This window comes from Stenotrophomonas sp. PFBMAA-4 (genome assembly GCF_030053215.1).
GTDB lineage: Bacteria > Pseudomonadota > Gammaproteobacteria > Xanthomonadales > Xanthomonadaceae > Stenotrophomonas.
Map to the genome: position 1 here is coordinate 35,641 of NZ_JASGBW010000017.1, position 18,633 is coordinate 54,273.

At 67.5% G+C, this 18,633-nt stretch carries 17 protein-coding genes; 8 read left to right on the forward strand and 9 right to left on the reverse strand.

Annotated elements, in window-relative coordinates:
- Positions 1–78: 78 nt before the first annotated feature.
- The 4 genes from QMZ26_RS12130 to QMZ26_RS12145 all read right to left on the reverse strand — a co-directional run bounded on the left by QMZ26_RS12130 (position 79) and on the right by QMZ26_RS12145 (position 3,351).
- Positions 79–243 (reverse strand): hypothetical protein, encoded by a 165-nt coding sequence (locus tag QMZ26_RS12130; protein WP_283221591.1) that lies wholly within the window; start codon positions 241–243, stop codon positions 79–81.
- Positions 244–739: 496 nt separating this feature from the next.
- On the reverse strand, positions 740–1,453 hold the full coding sequence (locus tag QMZ26_RS12135) for a class I SAM-dependent methyltransferase (protein ID WP_283221592.1): 714 nt from the start codon (positions 1,451–1,453) through the stop codon (positions 740–742).
- 3 nt (positions 1,454–1,456) lie between these two features.
- On the reverse strand, positions 1,457–2,074 hold the full coding sequence (locus QMZ26_RS12140; protein ID WP_283221593.1) for an SGNH/GDSL hydrolase family protein: 618 nt from the start codon (positions 2,072–2,074) through the stop codon (positions 1,457–1,459).
- Positions 2,075–2,076: 2 nt separating this feature from the next.
- Positions 2,077–3,351 (reverse strand): pyridoxal phosphate-dependent aminotransferase, encoded by a 1,275-nt coding sequence (locus tag QMZ26_RS12145; protein ID WP_283221594.1) that lies wholly within the window; start codon positions 3,349–3,351, stop codon positions 2,077–2,079.
- Between the two features lie 123 nt (positions 3,352–3,474).
- On the opposite strand from QMZ26_RS12145, the gene rsgA reads away from it, so the two are divergent.
- From rsgA to QMZ26_RS12165, 4 genes are all read left to right on the forward strand, one after another.
- On the forward strand, positions 3,475–4,575 hold the full coding sequence (gene rsgA / locus QMZ26_RS12150; protein ID WP_283221618.1) for a ribosome small subunit-dependent GTPase A: 1,101 nt from the start codon (positions 3,475–3,477) through the stop codon (positions 4,573–4,575).
- Between the two features lie 90 nt (positions 4,576–4,665).
- A complete protein-coding gene (locus QMZ26_RS12155; RefSeq protein WP_079223250.1) occupies positions 4,666–5,919 on the forward strand; it encodes a flavohemoglobin expression-modulating QEGLA motif protein in 1,254 nt (417 codons plus the stop codon).
- 620 nt (positions 5,920–6,539) lie between these two features.
- Positions 6,540–8,828, forward strand: a complete 2,289-nt coding sequence (locus QMZ26_RS12160; protein WP_283221595.1) for a TonB-dependent receptor — start codon at positions 6,540–6,542, stop codon at positions 8,826–8,828.
- Between the two features lie 211 nt (positions 8,829–9,039).
- On the forward strand, positions 9,040–10,143 hold the full coding sequence (locus tag QMZ26_RS12165) for a DUF4274 domain-containing protein (RefSeq protein WP_283221596.1): 1,104 nt from the start codon (positions 9,040–9,042) through the stop codon (positions 10,141–10,143).
- A 35-nt stretch (positions 10,144–10,178) separates the two neighbouring features.
- Here the strand turns inward: QMZ26_RS12165 and phbB are convergent, their stop codons facing one another.
- Genes phbB through QMZ26_RS12180 form a run of 3 tightly spaced genes read right to left on the reverse strand, consistent with a single transcriptional unit; the run spans position 10,179 to position 13,465 of the window.
- Positions 10,179–10,919, reverse strand: coding sequence for an acetoacetyl-CoA reductase (phbB, locus tag QMZ26_RS12170; protein ID WP_283221597.1), 741 nt, complete (start codon positions 10,917–10,919; stop codon positions 10,179–10,181).
- A 25-nt stretch (positions 10,920–10,944) separates the two neighbouring features.
- Positions 10,945–12,273: a CitMHS family transporter gene (locus tag QMZ26_RS12175; protein WP_283221619.1), complete on the reverse strand. Its 1,329-nt coding sequence runs from the start codon at positions 12,271–12,273 to the stop codon at positions 10,945–10,947.
- A 55-nt stretch (positions 12,274–12,328) separates the two neighbouring features.
- Complete coding sequence (locus tag QMZ26_RS12180) at positions 12,329–13,465, reverse strand: porin (protein WP_079225366.1); 1,137 nt, start codon at positions 13,463–13,465, stop codon at positions 12,329–12,331.
- Between the two features lie 333 nt (positions 13,466–13,798).
- Here QMZ26_RS12180 and QMZ26_RS12185 point away from each other — a divergent pair, with 333 nt between their 5' ends.
- The 4 genes from QMZ26_RS12185 to QMZ26_RS12200 are packed head-to-tail and all read left to right on the forward strand — an operon-like array spanning position 13,799 to position 17,604.
- A complete protein-coding gene (locus QMZ26_RS12185) occupies positions 13,799–14,491 on the forward strand; it encodes a response regulator transcription factor (protein WP_079223228.1) in 693 nt (230 codons plus the stop codon).
- Positions 14,484–15,875, forward strand: a complete 1,392-nt coding sequence (locus tag QMZ26_RS12190) for a sensor histidine kinase (protein ID WP_283221598.1) — start codon at positions 14,484–14,486, stop codon at positions 15,873–15,875. Before QMZ26_RS12185 ends, QMZ26_RS12190 begins: the two co-directional genes overlap by 8 nt.
- Positions 15,872–16,927, forward strand: coding sequence for an ABC transporter substrate-binding protein (locus tag QMZ26_RS12195; RefSeq protein WP_108747330.1), 1,056 nt, complete (start codon positions 15,872–15,874; stop codon positions 16,925–16,927). Before QMZ26_RS12190 ends, QMZ26_RS12195 begins: the two co-directional genes overlap by 4 nt.
- 29 nt (positions 16,928–16,956) lie before the next feature.
- A complete protein-coding gene (locus tag QMZ26_RS12200) occupies positions 16,957–17,604 on the forward strand; it encodes a response regulator transcription factor (protein WP_079223223.1) in 648 nt (215 codons plus the stop codon).
- Between the two features lie 79 nt (positions 17,605–17,683).
- Here QMZ26_RS12200 and QMZ26_RS12205 read toward each other — a convergent pair whose 3' ends face one another.
- Entirely contained in the window at positions 17,684–18,127 is a 444-nt protein-coding gene (locus QMZ26_RS12205) for a hypothetical protein (protein ID WP_283221599.1), read from the reverse strand.
- A gap of 18 nt (positions 18,128–18,145) precedes the next feature.
- Positions 18,146–18,520 (reverse strand): ankyrin repeat domain-containing protein, encoded by a 375-nt coding sequence (locus tag QMZ26_RS12210; protein ID WP_283221620.1) that lies wholly within the window; start codon positions 18,518–18,520, stop codon positions 18,146–18,148.
- Positions 18,521–18,633 lie beyond the last annotated feature (113 nt).

The window sequence follows — 18,633 nt, forward strand, 5'->3', positions numbered from 1 at the left end:
AGCTTCAGTAGATCTGGCGGATATTCAAGAAAGGGGGGCATTGCCTTGCCGCCCCTTTCGTGTTCATTAGTTTTACGGTCAGCCGAACGTTGGCGGGATGTCGATGAAGTCATCGTTCTGAATGCACTGCATGGACGTATTACAGTTGGTGTTCCTGCCGCCGGACACCATCTCAATCTCCTCTTGGGTTAGTTCGCGCGCCACCTGTCGCCCGAGTACCCGTACGCTTTCGGAAGTCGTCATCTGCTTCATATCCTTTTGATAGCCCGCATTGGGCAATTTTTTTTGACATTTGGCCGATGGGCTGTCAATTGAATAGCGATATTGTTGACTCGTGCATTCATTTGCGATAGGCGTACGGCAACTGCCGCGGGCAGGCTGCTCTGCCAAGGTAGCCCGCCCTTACACGTGCGCATGTAGATAGCGCTGGCTCCAAGAAATTGTGTGGGGAGGGAACTGCAACGCGCATTGCGTTCTTCCAACTCCGCGGAATTGCTGAATTTTCTACATTAAGTTGATGGTGTCAGTCATGCCGTTTCAGACTTCCCTGCGGCTTGAACATCGCTGCATTAAACAGTGCAGGAGCCACGTAGCGCCGGACCGTCGGGAGGGCACCGCATGAGAATGGAATGCACGGATTAATGCCGTGCGTCGCTTTACGCCGAGTCGGAGATGTTCATCTGTTCTGGCTGGTGGTCATTCGCGACCCGCTGATGCGAGTCGCCGCGTCAAAGCGTCTCTATATGCGCTCTGCCACCAGCAGCCAGCTGTTGAACGGCGTACGCCCGTGCAGCGGCCGCACCTGGCCCACCCGCAACCCGGCTTCGGCCAGCGTCGCCCGCAGCCGTGCGGGGTCGGGATAATGCCGCGGCCGCGTACCCATCCAGCCCACCAGCCAGGCCAGGCGATCGGCCACGCGCGTGGTGCGGTCGCGGCGGTCGCCGGTGGCCAGCGGCGTGCGCAGCAGCAGGCTGCCCCCGGGGGCCACCCGTGCGCTGGCGGCGTTCAGCAGCGCCAGCTGCGGCTGCGCGTCCAGATACTGCAGCACGTCCAGCAGCAGCACGTGCCCGGCCTGCGCAGGCAGCGGCGCCTGCACGTCCAGGCAGTCGAAACGCACATCGTCCAGGCCGGCGCCGGCCCGCTGCGCGCGGGCGATCTTGCCGGCATCCACGTCCACGCCCAGGTAGGGCTGGCGGCGGCCGCGCTGGCGCAGCACGTGGGCGAACAGGCCCAGCCCGCAGCCCAGGTCGAGCAGCGGCAGGGCATCGTCGGGAAGGTGCTGCAGCACGCCGTCGTACAACGGGTCGCTGCCCAGCTTGCCGCGCGTGTAGTAGTAATCGCGGCGGTTGCCCCAGGCCTGCACCGGGCGGAACGCCTCGGCAATGGCCCGTGCCTGGCCGCGCTCCAGCGGCGAACAGTCCAGCGGTGTGCCGTTCCCTGGCAGGCCATCCATCGCTCAGTCCGTGCGCTGCAGCAGCTGCGTGGCCACGGGCAGGGCGCGTTCGGCCCACAACGCATACATCCGCGCGGACGGATGCAGGCCATCCCCGGCGATCATCGCCGGATCGGTGCCGTGCGTGCGGCTGATGTCGGTGATGTCGACCAAGGCCACGCCCCGCTGGGTGCTGATGACCTCGGCGGCGGCGTTGAACTCGTCGGTCTCGATCTCGACGCGGGCCAGGTCACGACCGCTGCCCGCACCGAAGGGCGTCGCGCCCCAGTCGGGGAAGGACAGCACCAGCACGCGGCTGGCATCGCCACCGGCAAAGCCGATCGCACGCTGCAGCAGCGCCCCGAACTGGTGGCGGTACTCGTCCAGCGCTCGCCCGCGGTACTGGTTGTTGACCCCGATCAGCAGGCTGACGAACCCAAACGGGCCCTGCGGTGCCGCCGCATCGATGCCAGCATCGAGCTCGTCGGTGGTCCAGCCGGTGGTGGCGATGGTCTGCGGGTCGGCCAGGTCCACGCCCTGCGCGCGCAGCGCCGCCGCCAGCTGGTGCGGCCAGCGGCCTTCGACCGCGACCGCCTCACCGATGGTGTACGAATCGCCCAGCGCCAGGAAGGACAGCGCCACGCTCAGGCCACCGAGCGGCGCGGCTTCAGCGGCACGACCTTGGTGGCGTCCTCGGCGCGGCGGGCCAGCACGCGGTCGATGCGCGCGAACACATCGCGCATCACCGAGGCTTCCGGCAGCAGGGTCACGCGGAAGTGGTGGCGGTAGGGCACGTTGAAGCTCGAACCCGGCACGACCAGCACGCCTTCGTCGTTCATCAGGTCCAGTGCGAAATTGTGGTCGTCGAAGCCCTTGGCGGCAGCACCGACCACGGCCGGGAACGCGTACAGGGCGCCGGCCGGGGCGACCAGCGACAGGTGTTCGCTGGCTTCGCAGGCCTCGATCACCGCGCGGCGGGTTTCATACAGGCGGCCGCCGGGGGCACACAGTCCGGAAATGGTGTCCGGGCCGTTCACCGCAGCGTCGATGGCGTACTGGCCCGGCACGTTGGCGCACAGGCGCAGTGCACTGAGCAGGTCCAGTGCGGCGCGGAACTCACCCAGGCGCGCATCGTCGCCACTGAGGTGGGCCCAGCCCACGCGCCAGCCGCAGGCACGGTGCACCTTGCTCAGGCCGCTGAAGGTCAGGCACGGATGGTCGCCGGCCAGCGGGGCGACCGGCTGGAACACCGCATCGTCATAGAGGATCTGGTCGTAGATCTCATCGACCAGCAGCAGCAGGTTGTGGCGGCGTGCGATCTCGACCACGCGCTCCAGCAGCTCGCGCGGGTAGCTGGCGCCGCTGGGGTTGTTCGGGTTGATCAGCACGATGGCGCGGGTGCGCGAGGACACCAGCGTCTCGATCTCGGTCGGGTCGGGCTGGAAGCCGTTCTCCGGCGCGCAGCGGTAGTACACCGGGCGGCCGTCGTTGAGGATGGCGGCGGCCGACCACAGCGGGTAGTCCGGCGAGGGCACCAGCACTTCGTCGCCCGGGTTCAGCAGGGCGCGCAGCGACAGGTCGATCAGCTCGCTGACGCCGTTGCCGACGAACACGCGGTCCGGGTGGGCATCGGGCGCACCACGGCGCGCATAGGCGGCGGCGATGGCTTCGCGGGCCACCGGCAGGCCCTGCTGGTGGGTGTACGGGTCGGTGCGGCCCATGTCATCGGCAATCGCGTGCTGCAGGTGCTCGGGCGCGCGGAAGCCGAAGTTGCCGGGGTTGCCGATGTTCAGCTTGATCAGCTTGCGGCCCTGCGCTTCCAGCTCCCGCGCTCGCCGGGCCAGTTCTCCGCGGATTTCGTAGCGCACTTCGGAAAGGCGCTCGCGGGTGGCCAGGGGCTTGTGCGACGTGGTGGACATGGGGGCTGGGCCGTCAAAAGGCATGGGGTTTCCATCCTACCGGAATTGCTGCAGTGCATGGCAAGGCGCCAGGGCCTGCCGTTGCTGGGCTGGCAGGGCATCGGGCCGGTTAGAATGGCGGCGATGACCCAGACCCCCGATTTCAACGCCCTGCAGACCATCGGCTGGCCCTGGCCGGGCCCGCCGCAGCAGGCCGACTGGCAGGCCGCCATGGCCGCACACCCGCAGGCCCGCCCGGCGCGGGTGATCGAACAGCACCGTACCCACTATGTGGTGGCCGACGGCCCGGACGCCTCGATCAAGGCCGAGTCGCTGCCGGAATGGCAGCGCCCGCGCTTCCCCAGCCACGAGCGGCCGGCGGTGGGTGATTGGGTGCTGCTGGACGGCATCCGCATCGTTGCGCTGCTGCCACGGCGTACCGCCATCAAGCGCGGCGCGGCTGGCGAGCATTACCACCAGCAGGTGATCGCGGCCAACATCGATACGGTGTTCATCGTCTGTGGCCTGGATGCCGACTTCAACCCGCGCCGCATCGAGCGCTACCTGCTGCTGGTCGGTGGCGGCGGTGCCGAACCGGTGGTGGTGCTGACCAAGGCCGACCAGACCGAGTACAGCGAAGACGCGCTGGCGGTGCTGGAGGAGCTGGAGATGCAGGGCATCGCGCTGCACGCGATCAACGGCCTGGATGCCGACAGCGTGTCTGTGCTGGAACCCTGGCTGGGCCCGGGCAGCACGGTGGTGCTGGTGGGTTCGTCGGGCGCCGGCAAATCCACGCTGACCAACACCCTGCTGGGCGAGCAGCGGATGAAGACCAATGCGGTGCGCGCCAACGATTCGCGCGGCCGCCACACCACCACCCACCGCGCGCTGATGCCGCTGCCGATGGGCGCGTGCCTGATCGATACGCCGGGCATGCGCGAGCTGAAGCCGACCGGCGAAGAAACACTGTCCGAAGGCGGCTTCGCCGACATCGAGGCACTGGCGGCGCAGTGCCGTTTCAACGACTGCATGCACCAGCAGGAGCCGGGCTGCGCCGTGCGCGCTGCCATCGATGCCGGTGAGATTGAAGAGAGCCGGCTGCAGAACTACTTCAAGCTGAAGGAAGAGGTGGCGGCTGCCGCTGCGAAGCTGGCCGTGCGCCAGGCCGAAACCGCGCAGGAGCGCGGCGGCAAGAAGGGCAAGGGCCAGCAGTTCCGCCCGGCGGGCAAGCCGCGCAGGCGATAGCACAGTGGCCGAGCATGGGCTCGGCCCTACAGTGGCTCCGCGGCGGAGTCATGCCCTGCGCCGGACACAGCAGGGCGTTATAGTCCGCCCATGGAAACGACCGCGACGCTGGACCATGACGTGGCCCACCATGCGGCGCTCGACGCGCGACTGGTCGAGGCCGTGGGCGGCATCCGCCTGCTGGGGCTGACCAGTTGGCCGGCAACGGTGCAGGCACCGTTCCTGGACAGCGTGGCCCGCGGCCAGCCGGTGCTGCCGAAGGTGGAGTACCCGAAACTGGATTTCAGCGAGGAGCGCCGCGCGCTGGCCGCCATTGCCGCCGAATGTGATCCCAGCCATCCGCTGGGCCACTACGTGCAGCAGTCCGCGCAGAGCTGGGACCTGGCCGCGCAGTTGTTGGAAAGCCTCGGCACCGCCGCCGTGGACCGCTGTTCGGTGCAGCTGTTCGGTGCGCCGGAACAGCCGTTGCCCGGCAACGGCCCTAGCACGCGCGAGGCCGCCCGCCATTTCATCCAGATCGCCAGCGAACTGGACAGCGAACTGCTGGCGCCGGAAGAACAGGTGCCGGTGTCGGCCATCGCCCTGCAGCTGCAGCTGCAGAACGACCTCGACGGCTTCTTTGAATCGCGCATCATCCAGGTGCAGCTGGACCCGGAACTGGTGTCCAAGGCGGCCGCTGGCCCGACCCGCATCCGCCTGCGTACCAGCGCACGTTTCAGCGCCTACGACCGCGCGCAGCTGTTCCACCACGAAGCGCTGGTGCATTCGCTCACCGCCTTGAATGGCCGCGAACAACCGGTGCTGCCCAGCCTGGCCCTGTCCTCGCCACGGGTGACCGCCACCCAGGAAGGCCTGGCCACGTTCGCCGAGCAGATCACCGGCAGCATCGACATCGAACGGCTGAAGCGCATCAGCCTGCGCACCGAAGCCATTGCGATGGCACGCGAAGGTGCGGATTTCATCGAGGTGTACCGCTATTTCTGCGAGGCCGGGCAGAATCCGGAAGAAAGCTTCGCCTCGGCGCAGCGCGTGTTCCGCGGCGTGCCGCCCAGCGGTGGCCTGGCCTTCACCAAGGACACGGTGTACCTGCGCGGGCTGGTGTCGGTGCATACCTTCTTCCGGCACATGCTGGCCGAGGATCGCCTGCAGGTCTGCCGCTGGTTGTTTGCCGGCAAGATGAGCCTGACCGATGCGATTGCCTTCGCACCGTTGTTCGAAAGTGGCGTGTTGAAGCCACCGCGCTGGCTGCCGCACTGGGTGAGCCGGGCGAACGGATTGGCGGGCATGCTGGCGTTCTCGTTGTTCGCCAACCGGATACGGATGGACCAGCTGGCGCCGGAGTAAAAGGCGTTGGTGTGGTTTCCACGCCTTCCTGATATCGGCTGGGAGGAGGCGGGTCACCCTGGTCAGGACACGCAAAATCCCCTCCATGGTGCTCGATGGCGCCATCCATGGCGCCAACGGTCCTGTCCAGGGTGACCCGCCTCCTCCAGACAGTTTCCTGCGGGCGCGGTGGAAATTCCCACCGAAGGAATTCGCAAGAGTCAAAAACAGAACCGGGATCCGACCCCGTGCCGACCAACGGTCGGCACCCACCAATAGCAGCAGGTTCCAACAGCTCGCAGGAAACTGTCGAAGGCGGGGTGGGTCCGGTTGCGGGGGCGTGAGCCGCATGGACGCGGCGACCGAGCTTACATGGACGTACTTGCAGCGTCCCCCGCAACCGGACCCACCCCGCCATCCCAGGGAATGCAGGCTTTTGCTTCTGAAGTTGCCGGCCAGCGGCCGGCACTACCGCTTCTGCAGGTGCAGGGCGCAGCCCTGCCGAAAAGCCCCACGAACGAGACGCGCGTCACTGCCCGCAACACCCGCGCCACTTCGTAAAAAACATTTCATCTTCCATTCGCATAGTGGCGGCGCGCCGTGCCGAGTCGCGGCGGACTCCCCCCATGCAATGGATCCACATGCAGACCCGACACCTCACGATCGCCGTGGCGATCGCGCTTTCCGCCGCCAGCGCGCATGCCGCTGAAACCACCGATGCCACCGCCGACGCCGCGCTGAGCGCACAGACGCTCGACACCGTGTCCGTCATCGGCCAGGGCGAAACCCGCCAGGTGCAGCGCATCACCGCCGTGGACAAGCAGGTACTGCCGCCGGGCACCAGCGGCCAGAAGATCCTCGACCGCCTGCCGGGCGTGTCGGTGCAGTCCAACGATGCCTTCGGTGCGAACGAAGAATCGCAGACCATCAGCCTGCGCGGCTTCGACAAGAGCCGCCTCGGCTACACGCTCGATGGCATCCCGCTGGGCGACAACAGCTACGGCAACTACAACGGCCTGAGCATCGCCCGCGCACTGATCGCCGAGAACCTCGCCGGTGCTGAACTGTCGCAGGGCATCGGTTCACTGGGCGTCGCCTCCACCAGCAACCTCGGCGGCACCATCCAGTACTTCTCGATGGACCCGTCCACTGAACTCGGCGGCCGTGCCAGCGTCACCGTGGGCGATGACAACCAGCGCCGCGGCTACCTGCGCGTGGATACCGGTGACATCAACGGCTTCTCGGCCTATGTCTCCGGCGTGCACCAGGACCAGGACATGTGGGCCGCGCCGTACCAGAACCAGACCACGCGCCAGTTCAACGCCAAGGCCGTGTGGAACGTGGGTGACCACCGCTTCGGCGCGTTCGTCGCCACCTCGCGCGCCAGCCAGGCCAACTACGCCTATCTCTCCAAGGACATGCTGGACCGCGGCCTGGGCTGGGACTGGAACATCTACGCGCCGGACTGGGACCGCGCCGTCGCGGCCGCCTGGTGCGCCCCCGGCACGCGCGATCCGGCCAAGTGCCAGTTCAGCGGCGGCGTCAACAGCATCGACGATGCCTACTACCAGAGCCGCGCGCTGCGCGATGACAACCTGTACTCGGTCGATGCCGACCTGCGCCTGGGCGAGCAGGGCCGCCTGAAGCTGGTGGCCTACCACCACGACAACCGTGGCCAGGGCCACTGGTGGGCGCCGGGCCAGCCGTCCTATCCGGGCACCGACCAGATGCTGCCGATCTCCATCCGCAGCACCAACTACACCATCAACCGCGATGGCCTGACCGCTGCACTGTCGTGGCAGGTGGGCATCCACGAGCTGGAAGCCGGTCTGTGGTACGAGCAGAACGACCACAACGTGTCGCGCAATTTCTACTACATCAGTGGGCCGTTCCTGGATGATCTGTACCTGAAGAACCCGGACCGCCTGCTGTTCAACCAGGACTTCGACATCCGCACGCAGCAGTTCTACGTGCAGGACCGCATGCGCTTCCTCGACCAGCGCCTGACCGTGGACGTGGGCATCAAGAGTCCGAACACGCGGATGCGCGCCACTGCCAAGGGCGGTGTGGAAACCAGCATCGCCTCGGGCACGCTGACCGCCAAGGAATCGGTGCTGCCGCAGGTCGGCCTGGGCTTCAAGCTCAACGCCAACAATGAGCTGTTTGCTTCGTACGCCGAAAACATCGCGGCCTTCGTTGGCGGCGGCAGCGGCGGCCCGCTGCAGGTCTCGCCGGAATCGTTCGCGGCCAGCGCCGGGCTGGAACCGGAAAAGTCGAAGAGCCTGGAAGCCGGCTTCCGTACCTTCGGCGAGAAGTACCAGGCCTCCATCGCCGCGTACAACGTGAAGTTCGACAACCGCCTGCTGTCGCTCAACCCGTGTTCGAGCATCGAAGTCGGTACGCGCCCGGAGTGCGTCACCCGCTTCATCAACGTGGGTTCGGTGAAGAGCCATGGCGCCGAGCTGACCTTCATCCTCAAGCCGGTTGATGGGCTGCAGTGGTACAACGCGCTGTCCTGGAACAAGACCACCTACGAGGATGACTACACCTCCGGCGGTGCGATCGTGCCGGTGGCCGGCAAGATCACCGTGGACACGCCGCAGCGCATGGCGTCCAGCGAGATCAGCTGGAACCGCGATGGCTTCTTCGCCAGCCTGCGCGCCAAGTACACCGGCAAGCGCTACTACACCTACACCAACGACCAGTCGGTGCCGGGCGTGACCACCTTCGACGCCGGTGCAGGCTATGACTTCGGCCCGGGCATGGGCCTGCGCAACATCCGCGTGTCGTTGAACGCAACCAACCTGACCAACAAGCGCTACGCCGGCCAGTTGAGTTCGTTCGCACCGACCGACCCGACCGGCACGCGTTATGCCATCCATGCCAGTGCACCGCGCCAGGTGTTCATGACGGTGGCCGCGGAGTTCTGATCGGGCAGGGATGACGCATCCACGCATGGCGTGGATCTACCGGGTCTTGGTGCCTCCACGTCGCGCGCCGATGGTGTCGGACCGGTAGATCCACGCCGCGCGTGGATGTTGTTTGCCCGGTAGATCCACGCCATGCGTGGATGCGCCTCAGTCCGCCGATGGCAGGGGCGGCTAGACTGCAGAGGCCCCTTGAGTCATGAGAAGCCTTCCCTTGACCCCCGACGAGTACGACCGCGCCTCCCGCGCGCTGCTGCAGGACTACCTGCTGCAGGCATCACCTGCCCAGCGCCACATCTACGTCGCGCGCCGCAACTACGACGACAGCCCCGAGCTGCTGGCCTGGCTGGCAGGGCGCAGCGAGCTGGATCGCGCGACCGCCCTGCTGATGTACTGGTCGCTGGGCGCGGCCTGGTTCAGCCAGTACGCCGCTGATGGCGACGTGCCCGAGCACGAGCGCGATGCCTACGTGGTCGTCCGCAGCATCGAGCAGCGCTATCTGGCAGGCTTCTATGCCGATCATGGGCTGGCCTTCGATCCATGCAACTGGCCTGGCCCATCGGTGGGCGATCATCCCGGGCTGGTGGTGCGCCGTGCCGTGCCCGACGCCCTGCTGGCCGCCGTGGTGGGCGCGCGGGCGGTCGATCCTTTCGCGGAGGTGATTGACGAAACCTTCGATGACGGCCTGCCATTGGACGTGGCTGCACAACTGCAGGACCTGGCCGCTGCGATGCAGCCTGATCGTGGCCCGGCCTTGGGCGACGACGTGGCCGGCGACGTCGACATCTATGCTGAAGCGGTGCCACCGACGCTGTCGCCGCTGGCGACGGCATCGGATGCGGGCTGGCCGGTACTTGAGTCCTTCCTGCGCCAGGCATCGCCGCAGCAACGCCATCAGGTGATGGTGTTTGCCGAGGCAAGCTCACTGTCAGATGCGCTGCAGTGGTTGCTGGACCAACCGACGCTGGCGGCATCCAGCGCAGTGGCGCTCTACTGGAACCTGGGCGCGTCGTGGTACGTCCCGTTCGTCACGATCGAGGATGCGCCGGAATCGCACCGCTACACCGCTGCGGTGCTGCGACAGATCGAACAGCGCCTGGAGGAAGGCGCCTACGCGGATGACGGGCTGGGTTTTGACCTGGAGTGGAACCGGCCACGGTTCCCCACGCGCTGGCCGGGCCGCGAGGTGCTGCGCGCGATTCCCGCCCTGATGTGGCTGCCGCGCCCGGGTCAGATCGTGGAGGAATCGGACGACGTGGATTTCATCAGCGGCCTGCCCGAAGACATTGCCGATGCGCTGGCGAACGCCCGCAGGTAGAAGCAGTAGATCCACGCCGTCCGTGGATGGGCGCCTCAGCCCATGTACAACCCACCATTGACCGGGTAATCCGCACCGGTCACATACGAGGCTTCATCCGAGGCCAACCAGGCCACCAGGCCGGCCACTTCCTCCGGCCGGCCCAAGCGGCGCACCGGCACCGAGGCGGCCAGCCGGTCCAGCACGTCCGGTGGGAAGCTGCTGATGGCCTGGCTGGCGATGTAGCCGGGCGACAAGGTATTCACGGTGACCCCGCGCGAAGCGACTTCAGCAGCCAGGGCACGGCTGAAACCGTGCATCGCCGCCTTCGCCGTCGCGTAGTTCACCTGGCCGATCTGGCCCTTGTGGGCGCTGACCGAACCGATGTTGACGATGCGGCCCCAGCCGCGCGTGGTCATGCCATCGACCACCTGCTTGGTCAGGTTGAACAGCGCGTTGAGGTTGGAGGCGATCACCGCATTCCAGTCCTCCACCGTCATCTGCCGGAACAGCAGGTCGCGGCTGCCGCCGGAGTTGTTGACCAGCACGTCCACGTCGCCCACTTCGGCACGTACCTTGGCGAAGGCCGCCGAGGTCGAGGCCCAGTCGGTGGCGTTGCCTTCGGAGGCGATGAAATCGAAGCCCTGTTCGCGCTGTTCGCGCAGCCAGTTGGCCTTGCGCGGCGAGTTGGGGGCGCAGCCGGCGACCACGGTATGGCCCGAACGGGCCAGGCTCTGGCAGATGGCAGTGCCGACACTGCCCATGCCGCTGGTGACGTAAGCAATTCGAAGCGTCATTGCAGAAGGCTCCTTGGTGTCCGGATCAGGATGCGAAGGGATACAGGCCGAACAGCAGGCCGCCAACCATCAACAGCAGCGAGATGGCGATCGCCCACTTCAGGGTGAACTTCTGGTGGTCGGCGAACTCGACCTTGGCCAGGCCCACCAGCAGGTAGGTGGACGGCACCAGCGGACTGAGCAGGTGCACCGGCTGCCCGGCCAGCGAGGCACGGGCCATTTCCACCGGGGTGATGCCGTAGTTGCCGGCGGCCTCGGACAGGATCGGCAGCACGCCGAAGTAGAAGGCGTCGTTGGACATGAAAAAGGTGAACGGCATCGACGCGATGGCGGTGATGACGGCCAGGTGCGGGCCCCACGACTTCGGGATGATCTCCAGGAAGCTGTGCGACATCGCCTCGACCATGCCGGTATTGTTGAGGATGCCGGTGAAGATGCCCGCGGCGAAGATCAGCGCCACCACCGACAGCACGTTGCCGGCGTGGTTGACCACGCGGCGGCGCTGTTCGGCCAGGTTCGGGTAGTTGATGACCAGGGCAATGGCGAAGCCGACCATGAACAGCACCGGCATCGGCAGCACGCCGGCGATCAGCGCGCCCATCAGGGCCAGGGTCAGTGCCAGGTTCACCCACAGCAGCTTCGGGCGCTTGATGTCCTCGGCGTCTTCCACCGATGGCAGCGCGTTGTTGTCATCGGACACGCTGTTGTCCATCCAGCTGCCACCCTGCGGCAGGGTCACCACGCCCAGGCGGCGGCGTTCCTTCATGCCCAGGTACCAGGCCAGCAGCAGCACGCCGGCACAGGCGATCACCATCGACGGGATCAGCGGCACGAACACATCGGCCGGGTCCACGTGCAGCGCGGTGGCTGCGCGTGCAGTCGGGCCGCCCCAGGGGGTCAGGTTCATCACGCCGCCGGCGAGGATGGTCACGCAGGTCATGTTCAGCGCGTTCATGCCCAGGCGCTGGTACAGCGGCAGCATCGCCGAGACGGTGATCATGTAGGTGGTCGAGCCATCGCCGTCGAGCGAGATCAGCATCGCCAGCACGGCAGTGCCGAGCACGATCTTCATCGGATCGCCCTTGACGAAGCGCAGGATGATGCGCACCAGCGGGTCGAACAGGCCCGCATCGATCATCACGCCGAAGTAGAGGATGGCGAACATCAGCATCACGCCGGTCGGCGCGATCTTCTTGATGCCTTCCAGCATCATTTCGTCGATGTTGGCGCCAAAGCCGCCCAGCAGGGCGAAGATGATCGGGATCGTGATCAGGGCGACCAGCGGCGACAGTCGTTTGCTCATGATCAAGTACATGAACGTAATGACCATGCCAAAGCCGAGGATGCTCAGCATCATCTGCGGACTCCTTGCGTACTGCGGTTGAAGAGGGGGGGAGGGAGTGCGTGGCTCAGAAGTCGAACTGCAGGCGGCCGGTGACCGCGCGGGTGCGGTCCAGCGTCACCCCGGCCAGGCGGTCACGGTTGCGGCTTTCGATCAGGTCGAGCATGAAGCGCAGGTTGTCGCGCAGGTACCAGTTGCCGCCCAGCGTCCAGGCGGCGGTGCTGCCGCGGCGCAGGTCGGGCGCGCCGTCGAGGTGCTGGGCGCCCCACATCTGGTCGTAGCGCAGCGCCACTTCGAAGGCACCGGCCTTGTGGCGGATGTCCTTCACCCGGGCGAAGCGGCCGGTCTTGCGGTCGTAGGCCTTGCTTTCGCCGGTGACGAACCAGCTGAGCATGCCGTAGGCGGCCATCACATCGCCGCGCTGGGCGCCGTCGTCGAAGGTGGCACCGCTGAATTCACCCTGCCAGGACAGCGGGCCGCGCACCTGCGCGTATTCCAGCGACCACTTGTTGACGTCGGTATCGCGGCCGGCAGAGAAGTCGACCAGGGTCAGGCGGCTTTCGTCGGACAGGTGGCCGGCCGGGCGCGGGCGGATCTTCAGGCCCGGGGTGCCGTTGCTGCCGGGGTTGTCGTAGGCCTCATGGGCCAGCGACAGGCCCAGGTGCAGCACGTCGCCATCGCTGGGCGAGGGCGCCCAGGTGACGCGGCCACCGGCGGCGCGGCCCTTCACCTGCCAGGCATCGATGCTCTCCAGGCTGTAGAGGCTGGCGGCCCAGGTGAAGTCACCCGGATTGGCCTGCCAGGACGCACCCAGGCGGTACAGCGGCGCCAGCGTGGTGCCGGCGTTGCCGCGTTCCAGGAAGCTGCCGTAGTTGGAACTGGTGCGGTCGTCCAGCGAGAAGTACTGCTTGAACTGGCCCACCGTCAGCTTGCCGGCCTTGCCGAAGCTGCGGCTGAGGTAGACATCCTTGGCCTCGACGCGGTCACCGGAAAAGTCCGCCTCGGCCTTGTAATCGACCACGAAGAACTTGCCCGACACGTCCAGCCAGGCGCGGCGGATCTCGGTGTCGTCCTTGTTCGGGGTGCCACGGTCGTCGTTGTCGAACGTGGCGAAATCCAGGTGCAGGCGGCCGCCGACGGTGGCGGTGACGGGCCGGTCGTCTTCCGCAAAGGCCGGCGCGGCCAGCGCAGCCAGGGCCATCATGGCGGCGGGGCGCTGCCAGGCAAACTTCAATTCCACAAACCCTCCCAGGTGCGCGCCGGGCGCGCGGCAATCGTGGGCACCGGATGGTGCGCGGCCGCAGTCTGGGTTGCCGTAGCTGTCATCGTCCTGTCAGCGGTTTGTGCGGTGCAGCGTAAATGCCGCCGCTGCGCTCGCCGGGCACGGCCCGGCGCTACCACTGCGGTGGTGCCCCGGGATGCGTCGGCGCCGCGATCCCCGGTAGCGCCGGGCCATGCCCGGCGGATTGCCCGCCACACGCCACCACGCCGCACGCGGTAGCATTCGCTTCCCCCCGCGTCCCTCCGTTGCCCGCCGATGCGCCTGCTGCTGGTCGAAGACAATCCGGATCTGGCCGATGCCATCATCCGCCGCATGCGCCGCAGCGGGCACGCGGTGGACTGGCAGGCCGACGGCCTGGCCGCTGCCAGCGTGCTGCGTTACCAGAGCTTCGACCTGGTGGTGCTGGATATCGGCCTGCCCAAGCTGGATGGCCTGCGCGTGCTGGCCGGCATGCGCGAGCGCGGCGACAGCACGCCGGTGTTGATGCTGACCGCGCGCGATGGCATCGAGGACCGCGTGCAGGCACTGGATGTCGGTGCAGACGATTACCTCGGGAAGCCGTTCGACTTCCGCGAATTCGAAGCGCGCTGCCGCGTGCTGCTGCGCCGTGCGCGCGGCCAGGCCAGCGAAGTGGTGCAGGTGGGCGGCTTCCAGTTCGACAACGCTGCGCACCGCGTCAGCGTCGATGGCGAGCCGATCGAGCTGCCCAACCGCGAATACCGCCTGCTGGAAATCCTGGTTGGCCGCCTGGGCCAGGTGGTCGGCAAGGACGAGATCGGCAACGGCCTGTTCGGCTTCGATGACGAGGCGGGGCCGAACGCCATCGAGCTGTATGTGGGGCGGCTGAGAAAGAAACTGGCCGGTGCACCGCTGCGCATCACCACCGTGCGTGGCGTCGGCTACCTGCTGGAAGAAGCCGGCGACGGCAGCAGTGACGGCGATGGCTGAGGCACGCAGCGCACCGGCCGCGCCAGGATCGCTGCGACGCACCCTGCTGCTGTACCTCGGCACGCTGCTGGCGGTGTTCGCGGTGGCGCTGCTGTTTGCCGCGCGCGATTACGGCCAGCGCGCCGCCAACCGTTCCTACGACCACCTGCTGGTGTCCTCGGCCCTGTCCATCGCCGATTCGGTGGCGCTTGTCGATGGCCAGTGGCAGGTGGACCTGCCGTACGCCGCGCTGGACCTGCTGGCAATGGCACCGGAAGACCGCGTGTTCTACCGGGTGGCCGACAGCCGCGGCAACCTCATCACCGGCTACGGCGATCTGCCCGCGCCACCGCGCCGGCCCGGCACGCAGCCGCAGCTGTTCGACGCTGGCTACAGCGGTGAAACCGTGCGCTTCGTAGTGGTCAGCCGCAGCTTCGCCGCAGCCTCCGCACAGGGCGAGGTGCAGGTGCAGGTCGGGCAGACCCGTCGTGCGCGCGAGGCGCTGGCGCAGGACATGGTCAACCGCGCGCTGCTGGCCATCGGCGTGCTGTCGCTGTTGCTGCTGGCCCTGGTCGCCTTCGGCGTGCACCGCGCGTTCCGGCCGCTGGTGCGGGTGGAGCGCGAGCTGTCGCGCCGCGAACCGTCCGACCTGAAGCCGCTGGATGCGCGCGTGCCGCGCGAGATGGACCAGATGGTGGCCGCACTGAACCGCTTCATGGAACGCCTGTCCAGCAGCAACGAGACGCTGCGTGCGTTCATGGCCGAGGCCGCCCACCAGATGCGCACGCCGCTGGCCGCGCTGCGTGCGCAGGCGCAGCTGGCCCTGGACGACGACGACCCGGACGACATGCGGCGCAGCCTGCAGGCCATCGAGCGCAATGCCACCCACATGAGCCGCCTGCTCAACCAGCTGCTCAGCGATGCCAGCGTGATCCACCGTTCGAACCTGCAGCGGTTTGCTGCCGTGGACCTGGCCGAGACCGTGCACCAGGCGCTGCATGAAGCATTGCCACAGGCGGGGCCTGCGCCGCGCGTGCAGCTGGCAATGACCGCCGAGCCGGTGCAGGTGCACGGCGATGCGCTGCTGCTGCGCGAGGCGATCAAGAACCTGGTCGACAACGCCCTGAAGTACGGCGGTGACGGCCCGCTGCAGATCGCGCTGACCGTGGAAGGCGGGCAGGCGGTACTGACCATTGCCGATCACGGCGCCGGCATTGCCGCGGCCGATGCCGGGCGCGTGTTCGAGCGCTTCGCCCGTGGCGAAGGTGCGCCCGCCGGTGGTGCCGGCCTGGGCTTGGCCATCGTCAAGCGCGTGGTCGACAGCCACGGCGGCCACATCGACCTGAGCAACCGCCCGCAGGGCGGCCTGGTCGCCACCATCCGCCTGCCCCGGAGCAGCCCATGATCCGCCTGATCGTCGCCGCCTTCGCCCTGTTGCTGGCCGTGCCCGCCGTGGCCGCACCGGGCGATGTGCGCCGCTTCGCCGCGCAGGGCCCGGCCACCGCGCAGCTGCGCATCCACGGCAGCACCGATATCGAGGTGTTCGCCGTGGTCATCGCCGATTACCAGCGCCTGCACCCCGGCACCGAAGTGGTGTACGAAGACATCATCACCCAGGACCTGTACGCGCGTTACCTGCACGACCGGGCCGGGCCGGACTCGCCGGACCTGCTGATTTCCAGCGGCATGGACCTGCAGACCAAGCTGGTGAACGACGGCCACGCGCTGCCGCACCGCTCGGCGCAGACCGCGGCGCTGCCGGCCTGGGCCCAGTGGCGCAGCGAGGCGTTCGGCATCAGCTACGAGCCGGTGGTGATGGTCTACAACACTCGCCGGCTGCCCGCCGCGCGGGCCCCGCATACGCGCCGCCAGCTGCTGGACCTGCTGCGCGCCGAGGGCACGCCGCTGCGTGGCAGGGTCGGCACCTACGATATCGAGCGCAGCAGCGTGGGCTACCTGCTGGCCACCCAGGACGCGCAGCGCGGCAGCATCGCCGGTGCGCTGCTGGGCGCGCTGGGCGACAACGCGGTGCTGCGCGAGGAGCGCACCGGCGTGCTGCTGGACAAGGTGGCCAGTGGGGAACTGTCGCTGGTCTACAACGTGCTGGGTTCGTACGCACAGGCACGCATCGATGGCGGTGCGCCGCTGGCCATCATCGAGCCGGAGGACTACACCCTGGTGGTGCTGCGCACAGCGGTGATTCCGCGTACCGGGCCGCACCCGGAGGAAGCGCGGCGTTTCCTCGATTACCTGCTGTCGCCGCGTGGCCAGCAGGTGCTTTCACGCGAGGCGCGGCTGATGCCGATCGTCACCGGCAATGCGCGCAGCGACGACGCACCGGGCCGCAGCCGCCGCCCGATCCAGCTCGGCCCGGGGCTGTTGGTGTACCTGGACGCGCTGAAGCGCCGGCAGTTCCTCGATGCCTGGCGCAGCAGCGTGGAGCCGGCGGGGCGCTGACGGCGCCGGCCTGCACGTACAATGGCGCCATGAGCGAATACACCATCCTGATCGCCGATGACCACCCGCTGCTGCGTTCGGCGGTGGTGCAGTCGCTGCGGCAGAGCCTGCCGCTGGCGCAGGTGCGCGAGGTGGCCAGCGCCGACGCCCTGGCCGAAGCCCTCGACGCCCAGCCCGAGGTGGACCTGGTGCTGCTGGACCTGACCATGCCCGGCGCGCACGGTTTCTCCGCGCTGCTGCACGTGCGTGGCTCGCATCCGGATATCCCGGTGGTGATCCTTTCCTCCAACGACCACCCGCGGGTGATCCGCCGTGCCCAGCAGTTCGGCGCGGCCGGCTTCATCCCCAAGTCCGCCCCGGCCGAAACGATCGGCCAGGCGGTACAGGCCGTGCTCGACGGCAGCCTGTGGTTCCCGGCGATGGCACCGGAGCGCAGTGAGTCCGATGCGCTGCTGGCCGCGCGGTTGGCTCAGCTCACCCCGCAGCAGTTCCGCGTGCTGCTGTGCCTGGCCGATGGCCTGCTCAACAAGCAGATCGCCTACGAACTGGGCCTGGCCGAGAACACGGTGAAGGTGCACGTGACCGCCATCCTGAAGAAGCTCGAGTGCCACAGCCGCACCCAGGCCGCAGTGCTGGTGAAGGCACTGGAGCCGGAAGGCGACGCAGGCGGGATCTGACCCGCTTCCTGCAGCGCCGAGCCCATGCTCGGCTGACGCTGAGCCCTGTAGAGCCGAGCCCACGCTCGGCTGATGCCTGTCAGGCACTGAGGGAACGCAGATCGATGCTGGGGCGCATGCGTTCGGTGCCGTCCCACTCGGCAGGCAGGCCCACGCTGGCGAAGGCATCGACGATGGCCTGGCCGATCCGCTCCATGGCAGCGCTGTCGGGCGGGCCCCAGAAGCCAATGGCCAGATCGCTGGTGCGTTTGGCGCGCTTCATGTCATCGCCGGAATAGAAGCAGAACCCCTTCAGGCCCGCGTCCGTGCCGCCGCGTTGCCAGAACAGCTCGTTGGTGTCGTCGGCAGCGTCGTCGCGGGTATCGCCGCGGCCGCCGGTGGTGACGATCCCAGCCGATTCCAGAACAGCGAACGCCGCGTCGATCTTTGCCCGTGCCAGTTTCCATGCAGCGGCAGACATCTTCCGGTCCGGCTTGAGCACGATGACCTCCGGAATGGCGTGGCCGGTCAGCGCGGACAGCAAGGCCTTCACCTGCGCAGACTAGGCGTTCTCCACGATGTGGTTGCCGTGTCCATCGCAGACATCCGGCCGTGCGCCGGCATCAATCAGCAGCTGCACTGCTTCGGGACCGTCAGGCGAGAACTCTGCCGCCAGATACAACGCTGTGCGACCGCCAGCGCCGACGTGTTCCAGCGGGCTGCCGGCATCGATCAGCAGGCGCAGGGTCGCGAGGGTGTCTTCCATCGGCGCACAGTCCTGGCGGGATGCAGCCCTTTCCAGCGCGGTGAATCCAAAGGCATCCACGGCGTGTACATCCGCGCCTGCAGCAAGAAACGCAGCCGTTGCCTGTGCGTTGGCAGCGCACGCAGCGGCAAACAGATCAACGGGAACGTCTGTTCTTGGGGATTTCGGCATGGATGGCCGTCCTGGCACAGGGGGCTTCCATTGTAGAGTCGAGCTTGCTCGACTGCTGTTGCCAGGCCAGTCGAGCAAGCTCGACTCTACAAGAGCGGTAGTCGAGCAAGCTC

Bases quoted from the DNA above. Each gene is read 5' to 3' on its own strand.
- QMZ26_RS12130 (WP_283221591.1), bottom strand. From the start codon at position 243: ATGACGACTTCCGAAAGCGTACGGGTACTCGGGCGACAGGTGGCGCGC.
- QMZ26_RS12135 (WP_283221592.1), bottom strand. From the start codon at position 1,453: ATGGATGGCCTGCCAGGGAACGGCACACCGCTGGACTGTTCGCCGCTG.
- QMZ26_RS12145 (WP_283221594.1), bottom strand. From the start codon at position 3,351: ATGTCCACCACGTCGCACAAGCCCCTGGCCACCCGCGAGCGCCTTTCC.
- rsgA (WP_283221618.1), top strand. From the start codon at position 3,475: ATGACCCAGACCCCCGATTTCAACGCCCTGCAGACCATCGGCTGGCCC.
- QMZ26_RS12155 (WP_079223250.1), top strand. From the start codon at position 4,666: ATGGAAACGACCGCGACGCTGGACCATGACGTGGCCCACCATGCGGCG.
- QMZ26_RS12160 (WP_283221595.1), top strand. From the start codon at position 6,540: ATGCAGACCCGACACCTCACGATCGCCGTGGCGATCGCGCTTTCCGCC.
- phbB (WP_283221597.1), bottom strand. From the start codon at position 10,919: ATGACGCTTCGAATTGCTTACGTCACCAGCGGCATGGGCAGTGTCGGC.
- QMZ26_RS12175 (WP_283221619.1), bottom strand. From the start codon at position 12,273: ATGCTGAGCATCCTCGGCTTTGGCATGGTCATTACGTTCATGTACTTG.
- QMZ26_RS12180 (WP_079225366.1), bottom strand. From the start codon at position 13,465: ATGATGGCCCTGGCTGCGCTGGCCGCGCCGGCCTTTGCGGAAGACGAC.
- QMZ26_RS12185 (WP_079223228.1), top strand. From the start codon at position 13,799: ATGCGCCTGCTGCTGGTCGAAGACAATCCGGATCTGGCCGATGCCATC.
- QMZ26_RS12190 (WP_283221598.1), top strand. From the start codon at position 14,484: ATGGCTGAGGCACGCAGCGCACCGGCCGCGCCAGGATCGCTGCGACGC.
- QMZ26_RS12195 (WP_108747330.1), top strand. From the start codon at position 15,872: ATGATCCGCCTGATCGTCGCCGCCTTCGCCCTGTTGCTGGCCGTGCCC.
- QMZ26_RS12200 (WP_079223223.1), top strand. From the start codon at position 16,957: ATGAGCGAATACACCATCCTGATCGCCGATGACCACCCGCTGCTGCGT.
- QMZ26_RS12210 (WP_283221620.1), bottom strand. From the start codon at position 18,520: ATGCCGAAATCCCCAAGAACAGACGTTCCCGTTGATCTGTTTGCCGCT.